The organism is Rummeliibacillus pycnus (assembly GCF_050459865.1).
Classification (GTDB): domain Bacteria; phylum Bacillota; class Bacilli; order Bacillales_A; family Planococcaceae; genus Rummeliibacillus; species Rummeliibacillus pycnus_B.
The window spans coordinates 1-23,664 of sequence record NZ_JBCMNM010000009.1 but is presented as its reverse complement, the minus strand read 5'-3'; the positions used below and the strand labels follow the sequence as shown (position 1 = coordinate 23,664).

At 35.0% G+C, this 23,664-nt stretch carries 24 protein-coding genes and 1 other annotated feature; of the genes, 14 read left to right on the top strand and 10 right to left on the bottom strand.

What is annotated here, in order from left to right; genetic code table 11:
* The first annotated feature begins 85 nt into the window (after positions 1–85).
* From ABE048_RS01515 to ABE048_RS01490, 6 genes are all read left to right on the top strand, one after another.
* Positions 86–1,018, top strand: a complete 933-nt coding sequence (locus ABE048_RS01515) for an ABC transporter permease (protein ID WP_430308721.1) — start codon at positions 86–88, stop codon at positions 1,016–1,018.
* Positions 1,015–1,941: an ABC transporter permease gene (locus ABE048_RS01510; protein WP_430308720.1), complete on the top strand. Its 927-nt coding sequence runs from the start codon at positions 1,015–1,017 to the stop codon at positions 1,939–1,941. The genes ABE048_RS01515 and ABE048_RS01510 overlap by 4 nt, the downstream gene beginning before the upstream one ends.
* A gap of 15 nt (positions 1,942–1,956) precedes the next feature.
* Entirely contained in the window at positions 1,957–3,033 is a 1,077-nt protein-coding gene (locus ABE048_RS01505) for an ABC transporter ATP-binding protein (RefSeq protein ID WP_430308719.1), read from the top strand.
* Positions 3,008–3,904, top strand: coding sequence for an ABC transporter ATP-binding protein (locus ABE048_RS01500; RefSeq protein ID WP_430308718.1), 897 nt, complete (start codon positions 3,008–3,010; stop codon positions 3,902–3,904). Before ABE048_RS01505 ends, ABE048_RS01500 begins: the two co-directional genes overlap by 26 nt.
* 487 nt (positions 3,905–4,391) lie before the next feature.
* On the top strand, positions 4,392–5,180 hold the full coding sequence (locus tag ABE048_RS01495) for an HAD family hydrolase (protein ID WP_430308717.1): 789 nt from the start codon (positions 4,392–4,394) through the stop codon (positions 5,178–5,180).
* A 240-nt stretch (positions 5,181–5,420) separates the two neighbouring features.
* Positions 5,421–6,020 (top strand): histidine phosphatase family protein, encoded by a 600-nt coding sequence (locus tag ABE048_RS01490; RefSeq protein WP_430308716.1) that lies wholly within the window; start codon positions 5,421–5,423, stop codon positions 6,018–6,020.
* An 81-nt stretch (positions 6,021–6,101) separates the two neighbouring features.
* On the opposite strand, the gene serA is transcribed toward ABE048_RS01490, so the two are convergent.
* Entirely contained in the window at positions 6,102–7,688 is a 1,587-nt protein-coding gene (serA, locus tag ABE048_RS01485) for a phosphoglycerate dehydrogenase (protein WP_430308715.1), read from the bottom strand.
* Positions 7,689–7,703: 15 nt separating this feature from the next.
* Positions 7,704–8,876 (bottom strand): pyridoxal-phosphate-dependent aminotransferase family protein, encoded by a 1,173-nt coding sequence (locus tag ABE048_RS01480; protein WP_430308714.1) that lies wholly within the window; start codon positions 8,874–8,876, stop codon positions 7,704–7,706.
* A gap of 112 nt (positions 8,877–8,988) precedes the next feature.
* Positions 8,989–9,223, bottom strand: a binding site (T-box leader).
* Between the two features lie 405 nt (positions 9,224–9,628).
* On the opposite strand from ABE048_RS01480, the gene ABE048_RS01475 reads away from it, so the two are divergent.
* Positions 9,629–10,417, top strand: a complete 789-nt coding sequence (locus ABE048_RS01475) for an enoyl-CoA hydratase (protein WP_430308713.1) — start codon at positions 9,629–9,631, stop codon at positions 10,415–10,417.
* A 165-nt stretch (positions 10,418–10,582) separates the two neighbouring features.
* Here ABE048_RS01475 and ABE048_RS01470 read toward each other — a convergent pair whose 3' ends face one another.
* A complete protein-coding gene (locus tag ABE048_RS01470) occupies positions 10,583–10,768 on the bottom strand; it encodes a YhzD family protein (protein WP_430308712.1) in 186 nt (61 codons plus the stop codon).
* A gap of 157 nt (positions 10,769–10,925) precedes the next feature.
* Here ABE048_RS01470 and ABE048_RS01465 point away from each other — a divergent pair, with 157 nt between their 5' ends.
* Genes ABE048_RS01465 through yhaM form a run of 3 tightly spaced genes read left to right on the top strand, consistent with a single transcriptional unit; the run spans position 10,926 to position 15,990 of the window.
* Entirely contained in the window at positions 10,926–12,149 is a 1,224-nt protein-coding gene (locus tag ABE048_RS01465) for a metallophosphoesterase family protein (protein ID WP_430308711.1), read from the top strand.
* Between the two features lie 11 nt (positions 12,150–12,160).
* Positions 12,161–15,055 carry an AAA family ATPase gene (locus tag ABE048_RS01460; protein ID WP_430308710.1) on the top strand — a complete coding sequence of 965 codons (2,895 nt, stop codon included), beginning with the start codon at positions 12,161–12,163 and terminating at the stop codon, positions 15,053–15,055.
* Positions 15,052–15,990, top strand: a complete 939-nt coding sequence (gene yhaM / locus ABE048_RS01455; RefSeq protein WP_430308709.1) for a 3'-5' exoribonuclease YhaM — start codon at positions 15,052–15,054, stop codon at positions 15,988–15,990. The genes ABE048_RS01460 and yhaM overlap by 4 nt, the downstream gene beginning before the upstream one ends.
* Before the next feature lie 81 nt (positions 15,991–16,071).
* Here the strand turns inward: yhaM and ABE048_RS01450 are convergent, their stop codons facing one another.
* Positions 16,072–16,950, bottom strand: a complete 879-nt coding sequence (locus tag ABE048_RS01450; RefSeq protein ID WP_430308708.1) for a peptidylprolyl isomerase — start codon at positions 16,948–16,950, stop codon at positions 16,072–16,074.
* 149 nt (positions 16,951–17,099) lie between these two features.
* Between ABE048_RS01450 and ABE048_RS01445 the strand changes: the two genes are divergently transcribed.
* On the top strand, positions 17,100–17,231 hold the full coding sequence (locus ABE048_RS01445; protein ID WP_430308707.1) for a YjcZ family sporulation protein: 132 nt from the start codon (positions 17,100–17,102) through the stop codon (positions 17,229–17,231).
* A gap of 94 nt (positions 17,232–17,325) precedes the next feature.
* On the opposite strand, the gene ABE048_RS01440 is transcribed toward ABE048_RS01445, so the two are convergent.
* The 6 genes from ABE048_RS01440 to ABE048_RS01415 form a co-directional block, all read right to left on the bottom strand.
* A complete protein-coding gene (locus ABE048_RS01440; protein ID WP_430308706.1) occupies positions 17,326–17,511 on the bottom strand; it encodes a hypothetical protein in 186 nt (61 codons plus the stop codon).
* Positions 17,512–17,579: 68 nt separating this feature from the next.
* Complete coding sequence (locus tag ABE048_RS01435; RefSeq protein WP_430308705.1) at positions 17,580–18,125, bottom strand: DUF3267 domain-containing protein; 546 nt, start codon at positions 18,123–18,125, stop codon at positions 17,580–17,582.
* Positions 18,126–18,320: 195 nt separating this feature from the next.
* Entirely contained in the window at positions 18,321–18,842 is a 522-nt protein-coding gene (locus ABE048_RS01430; protein WP_430308733.1) for an HTH-type transcriptional regulator Hpr, read from the bottom strand.
* A gap of 114 nt (positions 18,843–18,956) precedes the next feature.
* The gene (locus ABE048_RS01425; RefSeq protein WP_430308704.1) at positions 18,957–19,337 is read right to left on the bottom strand and encodes a YtxH domain-containing protein; all 381 of its coding nucleotides are present in this window, start codon (positions 19,335–19,337) and stop codon (positions 18,957–18,959) included.
* A 182-nt stretch (positions 19,338–19,519) separates the two neighbouring features.
* A complete protein-coding gene (locus ABE048_RS01420) occupies positions 19,520–20,047 on the bottom strand; it encodes a tryptophan transporter (RefSeq protein WP_430308703.1) in 528 nt (175 codons plus the stop codon).
* Positions 20,048–20,617: 570 nt separating this feature from the next.
* Positions 20,618–21,043 carry an HIT family protein gene (locus ABE048_RS01415; RefSeq protein ID WP_430308702.1) on the bottom strand — a complete coding sequence of 142 codons (426 nt, stop codon included), beginning with the start codon at positions 21,041–21,043 and terminating at the stop codon, positions 20,618–20,620.
* Between the two features lie 104 nt (positions 21,044–21,147).
* Here ABE048_RS01415 and ABE048_RS01410 point away from each other — a divergent pair, with 104 nt between their 5' ends.
* The 3 genes from ABE048_RS01410 (at position 21,148) to ABE048_RS01400 (ending at position 23,472) form a co-directional block, all read left to right on the top strand.
* Positions 21,148–21,888: an ABC transporter ATP-binding protein gene (locus ABE048_RS01410; RefSeq protein WP_430308701.1), complete on the top strand. Its 741-nt coding sequence runs from the start codon at positions 21,148–21,150 to the stop codon at positions 21,886–21,888.
* A complete protein-coding gene (locus tag ABE048_RS01405; RefSeq protein WP_430308700.1) occupies positions 21,881–23,062 on the top strand; it encodes an ABC transporter permease in 1,182 nt (393 codons plus the stop codon). The genes ABE048_RS01410 and ABE048_RS01405 overlap by 8 nt, the downstream gene beginning before the upstream one ends.
* 98 nt (positions 23,063–23,160) lie before the next feature.
* On the top strand, positions 23,161–23,472 hold the full coding sequence (locus tag ABE048_RS01400; protein WP_430308699.1) for an ArsR/SmtB family transcription factor: 312 nt from the start codon (positions 23,161–23,163) through the stop codon (positions 23,470–23,472).
* The last annotated feature ends 192 nt before the right edge of the window (positions 23,473–23,664 follow it).

The following is a 23,664-nucleotide window of genomic DNA, read 5'->3' as shown; positions in this document are numbered from 1 at the left end:
CACGACAATTGGGTTGCTTATAGTCGAGTCAATCGATTATAAAGCAACCCTTTGTTCTCTAATATTACACAAAGGAGGATTTATTATGATCAAATACATCTTAAAGAGATGTGTCTATATTTTCATCGCATTATTTGTAATCGTATCAATTACATTCTTCTTAATGCGACTTGCCCCTGGTAGCCCATTTGCATCTGAAAAGAGTTTCCCCCCAGCAATTCAAGAACAGCTGAATGAATCTTACGGCTTAAATAACCCCTGGTATGTGCAATATAAAGATTATTTAGTTTCGACAGCAAAGTTTGATTTTGGTGAATCTATGAAATATAAAGGTCGTTCAACAAACGATATGATTTCTGAAAGCTTCCCAATTTCCTTGACATTAGGTATTGAAGCAATGCTGTTATCTGTCGGATTTGGTATATTAATCGGAGTTATTGCAGCGCTATATCATAACAAGTTTCCGGATTATCTTGCGACAACCTTTGCGGTATTAGGTATTTCAGTACCATCATTCATCCTAGCAGGATTACTTCAATATTTTGTGGGATTGAAGTTGCAATTACTACCTATTAGTGGTTGGAACGGATTCAAATACAGTATCTTACCAGCACTGGCTATTGCTATTACTCATATGGGTTTTATTGCCAAGCTAACTCGCTCAAGCATGCTTGAACAAAATAATAGTGAGTATGTGAAGATGGCACGAGCTAAAGGAATCGGAAAGTTTGAAACCGTTTTCAAACATACACTTCGAAATGCATTATTACCGGTTATTACATACCTTGGTCCGCTTTTTGCTGGGGTCATTACAGGTAGTTTCATCGTTGAACAAATTTTTGCAATCCCAGGCCTCGGCAAATATTTCGTAACAAGTATCACGAACCGAGATTACACTGTTATTATGGGGACAACCGTGTTCTACTCAATCATCTTGTTATTCGCGGTATTAATTGTTGATATTTTATATGGATTCATCGATCCACGTATTAAGCTGAAAGGAGATAAAAAATCATGACACAACAGCTGCCTAATATTGCAAAAGATAAGTTTAAAATCGTAGGTGGAAATCATGCAGAAACAGATAAACTTGCGGAAAAATCCGTTTCCTTCTGGAAGGAAGTTATGTATCGTTTCTCGCATAATAAGCTAGCGATTGTTGGTTTAATCATATTAATCTTCGTAATTTTGATGGCTATAATCGTTCCATGGTTATCCCCTTACAGCTATCGTGAACAGTTAGGTGTATATAATAAAGCCCCTTCAATGAAACATTGGTTTGGTACCGATGATCTTGGTCGTGATGTATTTGTCCGTGTTTGGTTCGGTGCACGTATTTCATTATTCATCGGTATTACAGCAGCGATTATTGATTTAATCATTGGTGTTGCATGGGGCTCTATCGCAGGTTTAGTAGGTGGACGCGTTGATGATATTATGATGCGTATTGCCGATGTATTAACAGCAGTTCCTTATCTATTAGTAGTAATCATCTTACTTGTTGTGCTACAACCAGGTTTACTACCAATGATCATCGCACTTTCTATAACAGGGTGGGTGAATATGGCACGTATTGTCCGTGGGGAAGTACTTTCAATTAAAAACCAAGAATACGTACTTGCAGCAAGAACATTAGGTGCAGGTACCAAACATATAATTCTGAAGCACTTAGTACCTAACGCACTTGGTGCAATCTTAGTAACAATGACATTAACAATTCCAACTGCTATTTTCACGGAGTCTTTCTTAAGTTATCTAGGACTAGGTGTTCCAGCACCAATGGCAAGTTGGGGAACAATGGCATCAGAAGGGAATAACGCTTTAGAAACAGCACCTTGGCGTCTAATCTTCCCAGCATTTTTTATCTCGGTGACGATTTTTGCCTTTAATGCAGTGGGTGATGGTCTTCGTGATGCGCTTGATCCAAAATTACGTAAATAGAAAAGGGTGAATAGAATGGGCGAAAAGATTATTGAAGTAAAAGATTTACGAATCAATTTCAAAACATATGCAGGACTCGTTCATGCTGTTCGTGGCGTTAACTTTTCTTTAGAAAAGGGTCAAACGCTTGCGATTGTTGGTGAATCAGGTTCTGGTAAATCAGTAACGAGTAATGCTTTGATGAAGCTTGTACCACAGCCACCGGGGATTTATGAGAGTGGGGAAATATTATTTAATGGTAAGGATCTAATAAAATGTACGGAAAAAGAGATGACGAAAATTCGCGGTAACGATATTGCGATGATTTTCCAAGATCCAATGACTGCTTTAAATCCAACGATGAAAGTTGGTAAGCAAATCATGGAAGTTATTATAAAACACAACAAAAATGCAACACGTGAATCTGCTAAAAAACGGGCAATTGAGTTACTCGATGAAGTAGGGATTCCGTTCCCAGAAAAACGATTCAAACAATATCCACATGAATTTTCAGGTGGTATGCGTCAACGTGCTGTAATAGCGATAGCACTTGCAGCAGAACCAAAGTTACTTATTGCTGATGAACCAACAACAGCACTAGATGTTACAATTCAAGCACAAATATTAGAGCTAATGAAGGATATTCAACGGAATAGTGATACATCTATTGTTTTTATCACGCATGACCTAGGGGTAGTTGCGAATGTTGCAGATCACGTAGCTGTAATGTATGCTGGCCAAATTGTCGAATATGGTACGGTTAATGAAATTTTCTATGATCCTAAGCATCCTTATACTTGGGGCTTGCTTGGTTCAATGCCAGACTTAGATAATAATGTGGACGAACTACTACGTACGATTCCAGGTTCACCACCTGACTTAATCAATCCACCAAAAGGGGATGCCTTTGCGCCACGAAATGAATTTGCAATGCAAATTGATTACGAAGAAGAGCCACCAATGTTCCGTGTAAGCGAAACCCATTTTGCAAAAACATGGCTTCTTCATCCAGATGCACCAAAAGTTCCTGTGCCAGAAGAAGTACGTAAGCGTATTGAAGGCTATCTTGCGAAGGAGGATTCTCAAAATGGCAGAGAAAATATTAGAAGTTAAAAATTTAAAACAGTATTTTGGATCGATTAAAGCTGTAGATGATATCAGCTTCGATGTCTATAAAGGTGAGACCCTTGGACTTGTAGGGGAATCGGGTTGTGGAAAATCAACTACTGGACGTTCCATTATTCGCTTATATGACATTACGGATGGCGAAATTATCTTTAAAGATCGAAATGTGCATGATAAAAAGAATCATAAGGATTTAAAATCATTTAATCGTGAAATGCAAATGATTTTCCAAGATCCATATGCATCGTTAAATCCACGTATGACTGCCGGGGAAATAATTGCAGAAAGTTTTAATATTCATGGCTTATACAAAGATAAAAAAGAACGTAAAGAACGTATTGGTAACTTACTCGAAGCTGTAGGCCTAAACCGAGAACATATGAATCGCTATGCGCATGAATTTTCTGGAGGTCAACGCCAGCGAATTGGAATTGCCCGAGCTCTAAGTTTAAATCCAAGCTTTATCATTGCTGATGAACCAATCTCAGCACTGGATGTTTCTATTCAAGCACAGGTTGTAAACTTGCTGAAGGAATTACAAAAGAAACATGGCTTAACATATCTTTTCATCGCACATGATCTATCTATGGTGAAGTATATTAGTGATCGAATTGCTGTAATGCGTGCTGGTAAAATACTTGAAATAGGGACATCAGAAGAAATTTATCATCATCCAATACATCCTTATACAAAATCATTATTATCTGCAATTCCACTTCCTGATCCAATTTCAGAAAGTAAGCGCACACGGATTCCATATAAAGAGGAAGAAGTCAATGGTGAGAAAAAGTTGCATGAAGTGTTTAAAGGACATTTTGTATATGGGACTGAGGATCAAATCAAGAGATGGCAAGCATAGTTATTCGGTGCGAGTAATTTAATGTATTAATCCAAATATTATTAATATCTAAAAGAATCTCCTATCGATTTTGTTCGATAGGGGATTTTTGTTAAGAATAATAAAAGCACCAATTTCTAATTTAGGAGCTGCCGAGGAGGCTCAACGCTCGCCCGCGGAAAGCGAAGCTAATTCCACATCATCCAGAAAACAGATTAATACTATTAATATTTGTATTTAACACTTTTTCGCAATGAACAAAATTGGCTATCATTTAATGTTCGTATATTTAATATGAATTTTGCAGTATGAAATCGATTCTAATAAGAATTTGACGATAATTCGTATACATTATAAAGTTTGATAATAAAATAAAACGAGAAGAATAAAGTTACATATTAAACTACTACAATTAAAAAAATAAAAGTTAAAGAAAATTCCGTTTATTTACTTAAAAAGTATGCTACGATATCTTTAACAACAAACAAGATAGGGAGCGAACGAAATAGTGACCATTTCAACTGTAATATTTGATTTAGATGATACGTTATTATGGGATAAAAAAAGTATTGCCACAGCATTTTCATTAACGTGTGAGAAAGCTGCTTCCATTGTTGATGTAGATGTCCAGCAATTAGAAGAAGCTGTAAGACAAACTGCGCGTGATTTATATAGTACATATCCTACATTTGATTACACACAAATGATTGGAATAAACCCATTCGAAGGGTTATGGGGTACATTTAATGACCCTACACCTCAATTTCAAGAACTTAAAAAGATTGTCCCAAACTATCGTAAAGATGCTTGGACTGGAGGATTAGCAAAGCTTGGTGTAAATGATGAGGAACTTGGAGCCGACCTAGGTGAATACTTTGTAGAAGTGAGAAAACAAAGTCCTTTTGTTTATGAAGAAACATTTGAAGTGTTAGATACGTTAAAAGGAAAGTATCAACTAATTTTACTGACTAATGGTGCACCAAGTTTGCAAAATACGAAATTGCAAATTACTTCAGAGATCGTACCTTATTTTGATCACATTATTATTTCAGGTGATTTTGGTGAAGGGAAGCCAGCAGCTTCAATTTTCAAGCATGTTTTAGAAATAGCAAATGTAAATGCGGATGAAGCAATGATGGTAGGGGATAATTTAATGACCGATATACTAGGTTCTTCTCGTGTTCAAGTGCGTTCTGCGTGGATTAATCGTGAAGATAAACAACCTATTGAAGGTATTTCACCTACTTACGAAATTCACTCACTACATGAACTTATTCGATTATTAGACGAAATTTAATTTAAAAGCTTGAAACTTTAGAAAGAAAAAAGTCGTTCATACCGTGGGGGAAGGAAATGAAGACTATGAAAAAAATATTGAGAGATCCGATGACCATTGTTGCAGGTATTTTAACATTGATTTTGGTGCTTTATCGATTGAATTGAATTTACAGAGTAGCTAGTTTGCTACTCTTTTTTTATTAAGATTTTGGACTTAGCCATACAGACAATATACATAATATAAAAAGGGGCTATGTAATTGAAATTATTAATTATTCGACATGGAGAATCACAAGCAGATTTACTGGACGTACATGAAGGCCGTGCAGATTTTCCGTTAACTGAAACTGGTTTGGAGCAAGCAAAGAAAATGGCAAATTATATTTCTGCTCATTTTAATGTGGAACTTATAATAACTAGTCCGTTACAAAGAGCTCACAAGACAGCTGAAATTCTTCAGGACAAGTCTCATTGTCAATTGATAGTAGAACCTGATTTAATGGAATATAATAATGGCGTCTTGGCAGGAATGTCCAGAAAGGAAGCTGCTATTAAATATCCTTATTCAAAAGAAGGAAGAGCGATGCATGTAGCAATTGAAGGCGGGGAATCGGATATTGATTTTCGTTATCGAGTAGAACGTATTTTAAGTAAGATCCAATGGGAGTATAAAGATCTTGAGTGTATAGCAATTGTTGCTCATGGAGGTACTATAATGAATTTGCTAAACTGTGCGATGAACATATCTTTAGCAAACAGCATTAAGACTTTTACTGCCGACACAGGAATCCACTTAATAGAATTTAAAGAACAAGATGTATTTATTCATTTCCTAAATTCTACAAAACATTTGGTATAACATTATGCAAAATAACGAAGCAGCCTCCGTATAAAATGAGGCTGCTTCAGATTATTTATACATAATGAGAGATTTCAATTATTATAGATTAATTGCTTTTGCTTCGAAGACATTGTCTTGATCTGTTAAAAATTCAACATTTTCTACTGAATTATCAACAGAAAGCATCATGATTGCATTTCCGCCTTGGTTTGAACGACCAACTTGCATTGTTGCAATGTTTATTTCTTTTTCAGCAAGGAGTGTACCAACACGGCCTATTGCACCAGGTTTATCAGTATGTTTGATAAAGATTAGGTGACCTTGTGGCACAACGTCAACTACGTATTCATCAACTTGTACGATACGTGGACCTAATCCATTTAGTAATGTACCTTTTACTTTATGAGTTTCATTTTTCGTTACAAGTTCAACTGAAATTGAGTTTAAGAATGCTTTTGCAGTTGTAGATTTATGTTCGTTAATTTTGATAGAATTTCGATCAGCTAGATAACGAGCATTTACATTGTTAACGTGGTTACCTAGGTTACGAGTAAGTACACCCTTTACTGTGTTGTTAGTTAATGGGCGTACGTCAAATCCTGCAAGTTCACCAGAATAGTAAACATTAATTTCTTCAATTGCTTCGTTTGTTATATTAGAAACGAAAGCACCAATTTTATCGGCAAGATCAAAGAATGGTTCTACTTTTGCGACCATATCTTTAGGAACAGATGGCATATTTACTGGGTTAAGTACAGTACCTTCTTTAAAGTAACTTAAAATATCATTACTTACATCAATCGCAACAGATTCTTGAGCTTCTATAGTTGAAGCACCAAGGTGAGGTGTAGCAATTACTTGTGGTAAGTCAAGAAGTCGGTTGCCAACGAATGGTTCATCTTCCATTACGTCTAATGCAGCACCAGCAACTTTACCTATTTCAATAGCATTGTAAAGTGCTTCTTCGTCAATAATACCGCCACGTGCACAGTTGATAATGCGAACGCCGTCTTTCATGACATTGAAAACTTCTTCATTAATCATATGACGAGTTGAATCTAGAAGTGGTGTGTGTACAGTGATAAAATCTGCAACTCGTGCAACATCTTCAACAGTACCATAATCTACACCGGCTTTTTCAGCTTTCTCAGCAGTTAGGAAAGGATCATAAGCAATAACATTCATACGATTACCTTTTGCACGATGAGCAACCTCTTGACCAATACGACCAAATCCGATAACACCTAAAGTTTTGTTTTTTAACTCTACACCGACGAATTTTTTGCGATCCCAACGACCTTCTTTTAATGATAAGAATGCATGTGGAATGTGACGAGCTAGTGCCATAATCATAGCAGTTGTATGCTCAGCAGCTGAGTTTGTATTTCCATCTGGAGCATTGACTACGATAATCCCTTTTTCAGTAGCAGCTTCAAGGTCAATATTATCTACCCCTACCCCTGCTCGGCCAATTAGTTTTAAGTTATCAGCAGCTTCAATAATGTCACGAGTTACTTTTGTTTGACTACGCACAAGTAATACATCGAAGTCTTTAATAATTGTTTTTAATTCTTCTGGTGGAAGGCCAGTGTTTATCACAATATTCAAATCTAGTTGTTTTTCTTGGCGAAGAGGGTAAATACCATCTTCGCTTAATGGGTCACTGATTAAAATGTTAATAGCCATCTCTACAATCTCTCCTTATTGTGCAACTTTTTCTGCTGTATTTTGTAAGTAAATCGCCTGAGCTGCTGCAATACCAGCACCAAGTTGAATGTTTTTCCCTACTTTAACAAGTGCAATTTCCATTGCAGCTAGATATTGAAGTACATCTGTTGGTGCGCAATAGCCCATATGACCAACTCGGAAGATTTTACCTTTAAGATCTGCTTGACCACCTGCAACTGATAGGTTGAAGTCAGCTTTTAATACTTTACGGAATGCTTCTGCATCAAAGTCTTCTGGTTTTACAGAAGTAACAGTTGGAGAACCATCTTCGTCTGAAGCAAATAGTGGAAGATCTAAAGCTTTGAAAGCTGCACGAGTCATATCACGCATTAATTGATGACGAGCATATACATTTTCAAGACCTTCTTGTTCGAAGTTTTCAAGTACTTGTTCTAAACCGAATAATAGTGATAATGCTGGCGTGAAAGGAGTAGTGTCTTTCGCTAAATTATCACGATATTTTGTAAGGTCTAAATAGAATCCTTTTTTCGGATTAGATTCGATTACTTTCCAAGCACGTTCGCTAGCTGCGATAAAGTTTAAGCCAGCTGGTAACATAAATGCTTTTTGAGAACCAGTTACAACAACATCAATGCCCCATTCATCCATTTTTGTTTCAACGCCAGCCATGCAAGATACACCATCAATGATGACCAATGTTTCGTTATTTACCGCATGAATTGCTTGAGCTAATTCACCAACTGGGTTTAGAACACCTGTTGATGTTTCGCAGTAAGTAGAGAATACAGCTTTGATATCTGGGTTAGCTTTAACATATTCAGCAATTTCAGCTGGGTTTAATGCAGTACCCCATTCTACTTTGTATTCTTCTACGTTAATTTGGTATGCTTCACAGATTTTTGTGAAACGGTTACCGAATACACCTGTAGCAACAACTAACACTTTATCTTCTGGTTTCACAACGTTTACGATTGCAGCTTCAAGACCTGAGGTACCACTACCTGTTAACATCATGACATCCTCAGTTGTACCAAATACTTTTTTCAGTCTAGGTTTAATATTTTGAATCATCTGACTAGTTTCGTTGCCACGATGCCCAATCATTGGCTTAGCCATTGCACGCTCAACGCTTGGTGGAATTGGTGTTGGTCCCGGAATACGTAATAGTTGGTAATCTTTTAACATGAATAATTGCTCCTCTCGTTTTTGGAAAATTGATTCAGCACAAGTGACTAGCTTATTGGAATAAACGAGCCGCTTAAGCCAAAAATAAAAAGCTTTCCACACCCTTACCGTCGTAAGGGGCGAAAAGCTTGTATGAACAATCGCGGTACCACCCTTGTTTACTGTCCTTTTATAGTGGACAGTCTTTGCTATATGCTTAACGTGCATGGGCCGGGTATACCTACTTTGGAATGTTCAGAATACCTACTCAGAAGTGGAACTTACCGTTGAAATCACTGATTTCCACCTACCATCAGCTCGCTGTGGGATTTTCAAATCGTTAAGCATGTCTTCGTCGTCGTATTTTTTCGTCGTATTAAATTTAATCCAATATTAAAACCAAAAACAACGAATGTCAACCATATTTTCAAAATTTCTTAAAATTAATGTTTTGTATGCTAATAAAATACGCTTAATCACGAACTTTTTATTGTTTTTTGAAATTGAATATACGTCTTTTTGAGGAGGACATATTTGTATATTTAAATATTAAAAATAGTCTATTTACTTAAAGGGTTTAGTTGAAATTTCATGGATTAGATTAAGAGTTAAAACACATAATTAATATTTTAAAAACATTTTAAAGGTAAAAGATTGTTCGTGATTTGTACTTAACTATTTAAATAAAGTAAAAAAAATGAAGGTATTTATTATTAAAAATAGAATTTAAATGTAAACATAAATTTTATTCATAAGAAACAAGGGGTGTTAGAATGGGATTTGAAACGATTACGGTTGAAAGAAATGGGAGACTAGTGATTGTGAGTTTGAATCGACCACAATCAATGAATGCTATGGATGGTGTAATGCTTAGAGAATTAGCGAATTGTTTTGAAGCATTACAAAATGAATCGACTATACAGTTACTCATTTTAAAAGGCAGTGGAAAAGTATTTTCTGCTGGCGGAGATATTAAAGCGATGCTTGGAAATGATGGGGAAGAAAGCTTTGATATTGAAGAAATCATGGTGGATATTTCACGAATAGTCAAGTCATTCTATTCTTTGCCGATGGTTACGATTGCAGCAGTTCATGGAGCAGCGGCAGGGCTTGGCTTTAGTTTAGCTTTATCGTCTGACATTATTATTGCAGAAGAAGATTGTAAGTTGGCAATGAATTTTATTGGGATTGGTCTTATTCCAGACGGGGCAGGTCATTTCTTTATGAAAGAAAGATTAAGCGTTCCAAAGGCTAAACAAATGATTTGGGCTGGAGAAGTTTTAAATGGAGCAGCTGCTAAAAAAATAGGCTTAGTCGATGAAGTTGTGGAAAATGGAACTGCAATAGAACAAGCAGGACAATTAGCTCAAAAACTGCTACACTCTCCACTTGCAGCAATGATCGAAACGAAAAAGATTCTACATGCTCAAAAACAAGCTGAGCTAAACAATATTTTAGAAATGGAAGCTGAAACTCAAATAAGAATGCGTAAAACAGCAGATCATTTGGAAGGAATCAGAGCATTTGTAGAAAAACGTCCTGCTAATTTCGAGGGAAAATAAAGTTTATGACTATTTCAATATAACTTTCGACTTGAAAATTTAGGGGCTGTCCAATAAGTGGATAAGCCCCTTTGTATTTGAAATATTTATGATAGATTATTGATTTTTATTGTGCATCTTACTAGAGCGGAGGAAGACTCCTGCTGGAAAGAGAGCACAATAGTTTTAAACATGAAATAAGATTAATTTACCACTTGAATTCACTAAACGATGTGTTTTTTCTAATAGCCCAAGTTGTTCGATTTTCTCTGCTCCTTGGAATTTCGCTGTAGCCTCATCTGAGAATTCCCATGTTTCATCTTTAATAATCTCTCCGGTTTTTTCAAAAGCTGTAAAACGAAAAACTTGCATAACTCCCACCCCTTATAATGAATATGTATTCAGTATACAAAATACGCCAGCTATTTGTATATAAAAAACTGTGATTAGCGAGCATAAAACGCTATAAATACATAGAAATTTATGGTAAAATAAGAACAAATATTCGTATCAAGAAAGGGGTATTAAGATGTCTTCGATTCGATTTTTTCATACAGCTGATTTGCACTTAGATAGCCCTTTTAAAGGAATGTCTGAACTGCCTGAAAAAGGTTTTGAAAAATTACGAAATAGTACATTTGAAGCTTTTTTGACATTAATTCAAAAAGCAATTGAAGAAAAGCCTGATTTTGTACTTATAGTAGGTGATATTTATGATGGGGAAGAACGAAGCCTTCGAGCACAAAAAATATTTCAAAGTGGTATGGAACAACTATCTGAACATCAAATTCCTGTCATTATTAGTTATGGTAACCACGATCATCTAAAAGGAAAGTGGACACGCTTTTCTTTACCTGAAAATGTATTTGTTATGCCAAAAGAAACAACAAGATTTGTACTGAATGTTCGGGATATACAGGTTAAAATATATGGATTTAGTTATCCAGAACGACATGTACCACAAGCAATGATTGATACTTATCCAATTGCTACTGAGCAAAATGCCGTTCATATCGGGATGTTGCATGGAAGCTTACAAGGTAATACAAGTCATGACGTCTATGCACCTTTTACGATTGATGAATTGCTATCAAAAAATTATGATTATTGGGCTCTTGGTCATATACATAAGCGCCAAGTTTTGCACACAGATCCTCCTATTATTTATCCAGGGAATATTCAAAGTAGACATCGTAAAGAACAAGGAGTAAAAGGATTTTATGATGTGACAATAGCAAACTTTGCAGCAGACTGTACTTTTATCCCGACTTCAGCGATTGTTTATGAAAAGATCGAGGTGGACTGTGGAAATCTAATTCATGCGAATGAAGTACTACGAGTATGTGGACAAGCAATAGAGGATTTTCGTAAGCAATATGGAGCTGGTGTTGTCTGGCTTGAGTTAACGAATATTGATCAAAAAGGAATGTCATTATTTGAAGATTCAAGCGTTGCTGAATGGCTTGAGGTTATCCGTGAACAAGAGGAGGAATACACTCCTTTCATATGGGTACAAGCTCTTGAAATTGATAAATACACAGTCGATACGTATGAACCGACGATAGCGACTGAATCTGTGATTCAAGTATTAAATGAGTGGGATCCACAACACCTGAAAGAGGTAGTAAAAGATTTGTATCAACATCCAAAAGGTAGTCGATATTTTGAAGAACTAACAAATGAAGAATTAAACCATCTTGTATTAGAGGCTAAACAATTATTTAAGCGAAATATGAGTACGAATAAAGGATAAGAGGTGTTGTGATGTATATTCGGAAATTGTTGATTTATGGTTTTGGTCAACATGAGGACATAACGGTTGAACTTACAAAGGGCATCAATGTTTTTTATGGATTAAATGAAGCAGGGAAAACGACGATTCAACAATTTATATTACAAATCCTTTTTGGTTTCCCTCAGAAAAACCAGCAACAACTTCGTTATGAGCCGAAAAAAGGTGGAAAATACGGAGGACAAGTTCATTTAGTCGATCAAGAATTTGGAAATTGCATTATCGAACGTGTTAAAGGAAAGGCAACTGGAGATGTTACAGTTTATCTTCCGAATGGTGAACAAGGTAATGAAGAATTACTTGCAAAAATATTAAGAGGGTACAATCGTCAGAGCTTTGAAGCTGTATTCTCCTTTTCCGTGAATCAATTACAACAAATTGAAAATCTATCTGAAGAAGAGTTAAGTCGTGTTTTACTAGCATCAGGTACTACTGGAGCAGATCAGTTATCAAATGTTAGAGAACAGTTGGAAAAAAGACAGCACGATTTATTCAAAAAATCAGGCAAAGTCCCTCTTTTAAATCAACAGATAATGGATTTAGTAAAACAAGATCAACAATTAAAAGAGGAAAGAAAAAAATTAGATAGTTATGAACCATCTATGAAAAGAATTGATGAAATTCAATTTGAATTAGTTCATCTTCAAGAAAAGGAACAACGACTTCAAAAAGATATGCACCAGTTAAATGAGTTTCGTCAGCTCTCACCTTTATTGGATGAAAAACGAAAATTAGAATCCCAAATATCCTCTATTTCATATACATCGTTCCCTGCAAATGGCATTAATCGTTATGAACAATTGCATGACCGAAAGTTAACAAATGAAGCGACATTAAAAAAGGTTCATCATGACTACGAGCTGTTATTGGCAGATTTACGTGCAGAGTTCGATGAATATCGTTTGAGTAAATTAAAAGATCTCGTTGATCGTGATGGAGAATGGCGAGAATGGCAAATACAGATTCGGCAATTAGATAGGGATATCCAAACATTACAACAGGAAATGCATACCCAATTCCAACTTTTGGGGTTAGTAAATGAAGAACAACAACATTTGGTCTTACAAACAGAAGTATCCTTACAGCAAGATGATCAGTTTCAAAGTCTAATTAAGCAATTAAAAGAACAAGAAGAACAATATCGATTCCAAGAGCGCACAGCTGATCGATTACAAGAAGAAATTCAAACATTATCGATGAGACTTGATGAATTATATACTGGTAAGCCTACTGAGCAAGACAAAGCACGTCTGAATGACTGGTATAAGGAAAAGGAAGAAGCTGTTGAAGCGAAGGCGATATTACAACAACAGCGTAATAAGGGATCAGATCAATTAGCGAGGCTGTTAAGTTTTTTGGTAGCAGTAATTTCAATAATACTTGGTGTGTTACAAGGGGAAATAGTAGTTTTAATTATTGGATTGGTCGCAGCTATTATAATTTTTGCATTCTTTGGTCGTCAATCAAAGAATACGAAAAACAGCACTCATAAAGAAAAGTATGAAAGAAAAATTCAGATCGTACGTATGAAATCAGCTGAAATGGATCACCTTGAGCAATCAATTCGTCAATACGATGATCGAGTAGCTTTAGTTGAGAAGCAACTAGAAGATAAAGAAATGGAACAACAACAAGTAGCTAAATCATTAAGTAAGCTTAAAATGAATGTAGTACAGAGTAAAGAACAATTAAAATTGTTTTTAGCTAGGTTTCAAATTTCAGGAGATTTACAACCGGAATTACTAAATGAGTTATTTAGAAATGTTCGTGAACTTCAAAAAACAAATAGTCGTTTAATAACAAAATCAAAACAGAGAGCTCAACTATTCAATTTTAGCGAAGAGCGACTTCAAGAAGCTTCTAAAGCTTGTAATATGTCCTGTACAACAGAAAATTTGTCCACAGTTGTGCAACGTACTTATCAACAGATGGTGGAACATAAACATTTGATGGAGAGCTCACTCAAGCGACAACAACAATTGCTGCATCAAATAGAAGAGTTACAATTACTTGATGATACGTATCAAGGTGAAATGAAGAAATTACTGCAAGAAGCTGGCGTCCAAACTTCGAATGAATATTATGAAGCTGCAAATCAATATTCACAATTTATGAATATAAAGCAAGAGATGAAGCAAATCGATATACAACTTCAAATGTTCGATGATCAAGTACTCTTGACAAAATGGACTATACAGGATGCGAATAATAAATTAGATAAATTCAAAGAAGAAGGGTTAAAGCTACAGCAACAAAAAAATGGCCTATTAAAAGAGCAAGCTACTCTTTATGCACAGACAGAACATCTTTTGCAAGATCAACAATATGGAAATGAATTGCAGCACTTTGAGCAACAAAAAGCTGCTTTAAATGAAAGTGCTAAAGAATGGGCAATTTCAAAACTCATTACTTCAGCGATTCAAGAAACTCTTCACCAACTAAAAGAAGAAAAGCTTCCAGCAGTATTACAACAAGCCGAATCATTCTTCAAAATGTTGACAAATAATCGATATGAGTCACTTTATATGAATACAGAAGGAAGATTCGAAGTATTATCAATAGAGGGAATTCGCTATTCAATTGCAGAATTGTCCCAAGCAACAAAAGAGCAAGCCTATATTGCTCTTCGCTTTGCATTAGCTAAATCATTACAACAATCTGCACCATTCTCAATTATTATGGATGATCCATTTGTCCATTTTGATCGTTTACGAATAGCTTACATGGTACAATTAATACAAAGTATAGCAATCGAACATCAAATACTTTATTTTACATGTCATGAAGACATGCTGGGTCAATGGGAGACATCAAATATCATCCATGTGGCAGAACTCAAAAATGAAAGGGGATTGACTTCGGTATGAATGGGGTTGCAACATTACAAGCAGGAGCACCAGTCGATCAATATTTACTCATTAAACAAGCTACAAAAGGTGTTACAACAATGGGGAAACCATTTATGACACTCATATTACAAGATAAAAGTGGCAGTGTTGAAGCAAAGCTTTGGGATACAGGAGAAGAGCAAGAGAACATGTATCAAGCAGGTGGCATAGTTCGCATTGGTGGAGAAATTCATGATTATCGTGGCAAATTGCAACTGCGTATCAAAACAATTCGACCAGTAAATCCAGATGAAAATATCTCAGTAACAGATTTAGTGCAATCTGCAGAAACGCCGAAGGAGGCACTATTTGATCAATTAATGGAATTTTTCTTCGAAATCAAGAATCCTAATATTTCTCGTCTTACACGATACTTAATAATGGAAAATCAGGAATCCGTAATGACTTTCCCAGCAGCAACTAAAAACCACCATGATTATGCTTCAGGATTATTAGATCATGTAGTGTCTATGCTAAAACTTGGAAAGGCGATTGCGGATTTATATCCAACGTTAAATAGAGATTTATTGTATTCAGGTATAATCTTACATGATATTGGTAAGATAGTAGAACTATCTGGACCGGTTTCTACAAGTTATACAGTAACAGGGAATATGCTTGGCCATATTTCAATCATGGTGAGTGAAATTGCACTTGCAGCAGAAAAACTGAATATTGAGGGAGAGGAAGTAATGCTTCTTCAACATATGGTATTATCTCACCATGGAAAAGAAGAATGGGGTAGCCCTAAAAAGCCAATGCTTCAAGAAGCTGAAATGTTACACTATATTGATAATATTGATGCAAAAATGAACACTTTAAAACGCGCACTCGGAAAAACGCAACCTGGAGAATTTACAGAACGATTATTTCCACTTGATAATCGCTCGTTCTATAAACCCACTATTGAATAACGATTTAAATAACCCTCAGGCTATGTAGTTTAGGCTGAAGGCAAAAAAAACTCGGACAATGGCTTGTCCGAGTTTTTTTAATTATTTAGATGTTGCTGCTGCGCTTGTAAATTGATCTAGCGCATCTTTTAAGTCTTTATCTTCAATTTTTACATCAGCATCTTTAATTAATTTTGAAACTTTTGCTACCAACTGTGTTTGGTCAGCTTTTTGAAGTTGTAATTTTTTCTTAATTGCTGCTTTGTTATCTTCATAAGAACCTTTAACTTTAGCGTCACGAGTATCCTCTAATTTGATAATGTGGTAACCGAATGAAGTTTTTACAGGTTCGCTGATTTCACCTTTTTTAAGAGAATATGCAGCTTTTGTGAATTCAGGGACCATTTTATCTGGACCAAACCAACCTAGTTCACCACCAGCAGCTTGTGAACCTGTGTCAGTTGAATATTTTTTAGCAAGAGTAGCAAAGTCTTCACCTTTATCTAACTTAGCTTTAATTTCTTTAGCTGTTTTTTCATCAGCAACAAGAATATGACTAGCTTTTAATTCTGTTTTCATTTCTTCGTAATAAGCTTTCATTTCATCTTCAGATACTTTTACACCGTCAGCTAGAGCAGCTTCTTGTAAAAGATTTAGTTTGATGCCACGTTTAAAGGATTTTTCAGTCATATTTTGAGCAGCTAAAGATTGTTCAAAACTACTACCCATTTGTTCTTTTTGTTTGTTGAACTCAGCTTCAACTTCTTTATCAGATACTTTGTATTTATCGTTTAATACATTTTCGATAACGATTAGTTGTAATGCTGATTTACCAACTGAATCTTTCATTTCGTTGTAAAGTTGGTCTTTTGTAACGTCTCCTACTTTACTAGTAGCAACTTTTTCATTGCCAGTGTTACCGCAAGCAGACAATGCAAGTACAGACGCTGCCAGTGTTAATGTTAGAACTGTTTTTTTCATCTTCCTTATCTCTCCCAACTTAGATCTCTTCTACTTATGCAAATGTAACTATAACATACAACGAAAAAAAATGGAAAAGGTTGCAATCAAAAGCGCCTATGAATGATTTTCGTCAGTGCATACGATAGTTAAGAAAGGGGGTGTAAGACATGAGTGGAGGCTATCAAGGTGGTAACTATAGTTCAAACAATAGCTTTGCATTAGTGGTTGTTCTTTTCATCTTATTAATCATCGTTGGTGCAGCATTTATGGGTTGCAACAGCTACGGTGGAGGTTACTAATAATTCAAAAAGACCATTTACTTTTTGGTAAATGGTCTTTTTCCTTATAGTTTGACAGGGCACAAGAAAGTATCATGACCATGCACAGCCTATTTTATAGAGTAAACATCATTTCTAAGTAAAATGAAATCAATAAAATTGTTATAAGCACATTAATTGTGCGATAAATTTTAGGTTGTTTTTCCTCGGGAATCTCTTTCTGTACGCATAGAGCGTACGTCATCCGATTTATTTGAAACAGATAGAACACCGAGAATAGGACGACAATGGCGATGATCAAGTCTTTTCCTCCCCTCTATTATACCCCTATAGCATAACAAAAGAGGTGCAATGATGACAAGTTTGTCATCATTTGCTCGAAACAGGTATGAGGATCTCAAAACCTTTATCTGTCTCTTCTATTAATGCTTTTTTAGGTGAACGAATTAAATGTTTTACATACAGTAAATCTATTAAGCATAATCCACAATGGTATGCAAGCAAAATAGAGAAATAGTGTCTAAAAGCAGGGAAGCTAATCGCCCCTATAATTAGTATACTGTTCAAAATAATAAAAGGTACCATTAGCGTAACAAGATATCGTGATTTTAAAATAGGTTCATGAATACGCATAGCTAGTACAGGTAAAAGCTTAAATTGTTTTTCTATAGAAAAGCGTAATCTTTTGCGATAACGTATTAAAGGTAAAAAATGCAAAAGTTTATGAATGGGATAAATCATTAAAAACGCTAAAACAAATAGAGGGAATAATCGATCAGATATAGGGCTATCTTTATAAGCAGTCATTGAAATATAAAAGACAGAAAAGACCATAATTACAAAGATGGTGGAAAATAAAAAAATACGATCATGGCCGTATTGTTTCTGTACATTAATGGTTTTCCAGCAATGCAACTTTAGCATCTCCAATTTCTAAAATAAAATAAAATCATCGATACATAACATTAATGCTTTTTGAATGGAAAATCAAGCTTATTTTTTTAAGAAAAAGAACATTAAACATAAGATTAATGGAAGTTAAGGGAGTTAAGTATAAAAAAGTTCTAACACCGAAAATTGCATTTGCATTATGGGTGTTAGAACGTCTAACTATTCTTCAATATTTTTTAAGGAATCTTCAAAGATATCCATAAAGTCATCACCATATATATTACGAATTAAAGCAATTAATTCTAAAAATTGCGGGAATTTTCCGTACATTTCTTTTAAAGGGACAGAACCTTCAATCACACTATGTCTAGTTTGGTTAAAGTTTTCATAAAGCTCTAAAAGTAATGAATGACCTTTCTCGGTGAGCTCAATATATGTATTTCGTTTATCATCATCACGCTTAGAGAATGATAGCAAGCCACGTTCTTCTAAATTTTTCGAAAAATTAAAAGCTGTTGATACATGCATCACTCCGAATTTAGCAATATCAGAGATGGAAGCACCTTTTAAATTATTGGCAATTAGTAATACATGGTGTTCGTTAATATTCAAGTCATATGGTTTAATCCATGTTTGCCAATCTTTTTCTACGGCTTTCCAGAGAGCTTTAGATAATTGAGCAATACGTTGTGAATAGAGCATGGCTTGTTTAGCCGCCATTAATTCTTCGGACATAACTATCACCGCTTTCGTAATTTCTTAATATTATATCATTGCCTTACAGAAATATACAATAGAATAAAGATATGTTAGTGAAAGAAACTTTAGTGTAATAATATTAAAAAGTGAATAAAGCTATTCACTTTTTACCTTTCTGTTTTGAAAAGCATTCACTTGTTGTTGAATTTCTTCTACTGAGTTTTGCAAAGCTTGGATTTCTTGCTGTAGTTGCTCTTGTATAGGAGCTGTTTCTTCCTGCCATTCAGAAACAGATAATTTAGTATCCTCTACAAACTTAGGTATCGTCTCATTTACTTCAACTTTAATATTTTTTATAGAATTTTTGATATTTGTTACTTGTTGTTTTAAATCTTTTACTTGATTATTAGCTGTATTTTTTGCAGCTTTAATAGAAGAACGTAATTCTTTTCCCGATTGTGGAGTTGTCAATAATATTGCAGCAGCACCACCTAAAAGTCCGGATGTTAGTCCAATGAAAAATGTTGAGGCTTTCATAATATTCAGTCTCCTTTCACTATATGTATTTCCCTCGTTTACTATATTAAAACATGTTTTTAAAAAAATAAAAGAAGATATCTCATATTTTGAGAAAACTATCTATGAGATATCTCTTAGAATTTCATTATATAAAGCAAAAGAGTTGCTCCAAAGTAGCTTTTGGGCAACTCCTTTGTTAGTTATGCCTGATTCAAAGCTGTTGTAAATTTAGAGCGTTTTACGAGATTCATAATAATAGGATAAATTATTACGAATGCTACGATATTAATGGCTACAGCAGGTAATACTACTGTTAAGAATAATGCGCCGAAAGGAATATCAGCACCAGTTACTAAAATTGCAGAACCTAAAAAGACACTTCCTGAGATTATTGTACCGATACCAGCAAGGACTGCTGATACTGCCACTTTTTGTGCTATTTTTTTCAATAACACAACGATTGCGTAAAAAACGAATGCTGTGACAAATTTATCGATAATATTCGGTACAAATCCACCTGGGAATGTAGAAAATAGTCCTGAAATTACGCCGGTAGTTACAGCAAGTAAAAATACTTCCTTCACTCTAGGGAACAGTAGAATTCCGATGAACATCATTGTTAACATGAAGTCTGGTTTCATACCACCATTAATCCCTGGAATGACAACGTATAGAGCTGCCCCAACACCAACAAGTAGTGCCATTAATACTAAATTTTTCGTATTCATTTCTCATCTCTCCTATTCAGATGCCTAAGCTCGACTATTTGTTCTCCTTCCGTATCCTCATGATCGAAAGCGAAAACTTATAATGATTTTACAGTTTAATTGTTTGAAAGGCAATAGGATTTGGATTGTTCTATGCTATTTCTAGAAATTACTATTTCATAAATCCATTTTTGATTTTTAAAAATCCGAACATATTAACACATTAACTTTTCAATATTCAAATTTGGATGTTCCGCTACAGACGGCGCTTTCCACGGGCTTGGCTTCAATCTCCTCGTCACTACGTTCCTGCGGGGCTTTCAGCTCAAGCTTTTCCCGTAGGAGTCGCCGTCTTTCGCTCCACAATGAAATAATTGGATATCATGAAATGTTCGTATAATTTATATAAATGTTGAATTATGAAATTGTTTATTTAGAAAATATTTTTTAACTAAAAAAGCACTTATGAAATTGACTCATTGAAGAATATGAATAAATATAAGGGTAGTAAATTTGCTAAAAAAGCATAATAAAAAGCGCAGAACATCATCTGCGCTATCAAATAGTTCCAATCTTATGAATTGATTCCTATTATTTATTTAGGTTGGCTTTAATTTCTTCAGCTAGTCCTTTTAAAATATCTGGTGTAAATTCATCTTGTTTTGTTACCCAGGTAGGTTTATAACCATCAGTTTCATCATATCTTGGTATAAAGTGTAAGTGGAAGTGGAATACACTTTGATCAGCAGCTGCACCATTGTTATTTAATAGATTCATACCAGCTGGTTTGAACGTATCTTTGATTGCATTCGCAATGCGTGGAGCGACTTTAAATAGATTTGCAGCTGTTTCTTCGGACATTTCAAAAACATTCGCTACATGCTCTTTTGGGATTAATAACGTATGCCCTTTTGTTAAAGGACCGATATCCATAAATGCATAGACAAACTCATCTTCATAGATTTTTGTACTTGGAATAGAGCCGTCGATAATTTTGCAAAATAAACAATCGCTCATGTAAAAACACACCTTTCACTATTTTGCTATTCATTTTACCACATAAGAACTGCTAGAAAGAGGAATTTTTGATAAAATGTAAGAAGAAGAGGAGTTGACTTCGAATGACGGTATTAGAATTACACTCGGTAACAGGTGGTTATACACGAAAACCTGTTATTCATGATTTATCTTTTGCTATTGAACCAGGGGAGTTAGTAGGTTTAATCGGTTTAAACGGTGCCGGTAAAAGTACAACGATTAAACATATTATTGGATTAATGACGCCACAAAAGGGAGAAATTTTGCTAAATGGTGTGTCTATTAAGGATGATATGGATCAATATCGTTCTTCTTTCTCCTATATTCCAGAATCACCAGTGCTTTATGATGAACTTACTTTAAAAGAACATTTAGAGTTAACAGCAATGGCTTATGGAATTGATCTAGAAACAATGCAAGGACGAGTAACACCATTACTAAAAGAATTTCGAATGGAAAAACGATTGAATTGGTTCCCATCACATTTTTCAAAAGGGATGCGTCAAAAAGTAATGATTATGTGTGCCTTTTTAGTTAATCCTTCTTTATATATTGTTGATGAGCCTTTTTTAGGGCTAGATCCTTTAGCCATTCAATCTTTATTAGATCAAATGGATGCAAAGAAAAAAGAAGGCGCAGCTATTTTAATGTCAACGCATGTATTAGCAACAGCGGAAAAACATTGCAATAAAATTCTATTATTGCATAATGGCCGTTTGCGTGCATATGGTACGATGGATGATTTACGCCGAACATTCAATATGCCAAATGCAACGCTTGATGATTTGTATATTGCAATGACAAAGGAGCAAGACGATGAATAGCTTGCAAGATGTTTGGCGTACTAGATTTACCCACTATATGGGTGAGGTACAAAAGTATATGCGCTTTGTTTTTACAGGACATTTAGCTATTGTCATCATGTTTGTTCTTGGTGCAGGTGGTTATCAATATAGCGAATGGCTAAAAACAGCATCTAGTGATTTTCCGGCAATTTGGCTAACAGCAGCTATAATAGGGATTATTCTTGGCTTTAGTAGACCAGTAACACTAATTCGAAAGCCGGATGAGGTATACTTACTGCCTCTTGAAACAAAATTACCTCAATATTTTAATAAAGCTTTAAAATATACATTTGGTTCCCAAATTATAATAATTATCTTATTTTATATGGTGACATGGCCAATGCTTCGACAAGTAACAGGGCTCGAACCAAATATTATTATTATGGGATTAGTAGCAGCAATCTTACTTAAATGGTGGAATATTCATAGTGAATTTTCGTACCGATGGGCATACAAAGGACATAGAGTTTGGATGGATCGTATTGTTCGAATGGTTTGTTCGTTTGTGTTGATTGCATCTATTTTGTCTGTTCATTTTATTCCAATTATTATTATGTTTTTAATTATCGTTTCTTATCCAATGTTTTGGAAAAGAAAATTACATGAAACGCCATTCCCATATGAGCATTTTGTTCAAATAGAAGAAAATCGTATGATGGGAATTTATAGATTCGCAAATTACTTTACAGATGTTCCGAATATTCATGGTAGTATTAGACGTCGTGTATGGCTAGATTGGGCTTATAAATTAATCCCGTATGCGAAACAAAATACGCAGGAATACTTAGTTTTTCGTTCCTTTGTTCGAACAGATGACCATTTCTATTTATGGTTACGTTTAACTTTGATGTCGGCCTTAGCAGCAGCGTTTATCCATATTCCAATTGCTATTGCTATAGTGACAGCGGCACTTGCATTTGCAACAGCTATCCAGTTAAAGCAAGCTTTAACAACATCAACAGATTTCCGGATGGACATGTTATATCCTTTACCACAGGATTCACGGAAAAGGGCAACTATGAAAATTGTACGTTATATGATCATTGTACAAGCGATCATCGTGTTACTTTCAGGTATCGGTACGCCTTATTTCTATGTACAAGGTTTAATCGTATTAATCGTAGGGGAATTAACTCTTCGTTTAAGTAAATAATTTTGAATCGACTAATTCTTTTAGGGAATTAGTCGATTTTTTTGATTGTATACAATTTAATAAATTGATATATCTAGAAAAATAGATATAATGGAACTATGGAAACTATACTAATTTTTAAAGCATTATCAAATGAAAAACGATTAATGATTTTGGAATGGCTCAAAAATCCTGAGCAACATTTTGCTCGCCAACAGCATTTAACAGAGAATGATCACTTTGAAGGCGGCGTATGCGTAGGTACTATTCGTGAAAAAACAGAGCTTGTGCAGTCTGTAGTATCAAGTTATCTTAACATGATGCAAAATGCAGGTTTACTAGAATCAAAACGAATTGGAAAATGGACATATTATAGAAGAAATGAAAAAGTCATCAAGGAATTTAGCGAATATATCCAAAAAGAATTGTAAGTGAATTAATTTTTGATTCAAAGATTTGATGAAAAACACGAACATTAAATGGGTCATTATTATATGCCAAATCTATTAGAACATTATCTATGAAGCGAAAGATGGCGACTCCTGCGGGAAAGCGAGACAGGTGAGACCCCGCAGAGAACGAATAAGGAACGGAGTCTAAGAGCGCCACGTCCTGTGGCAACG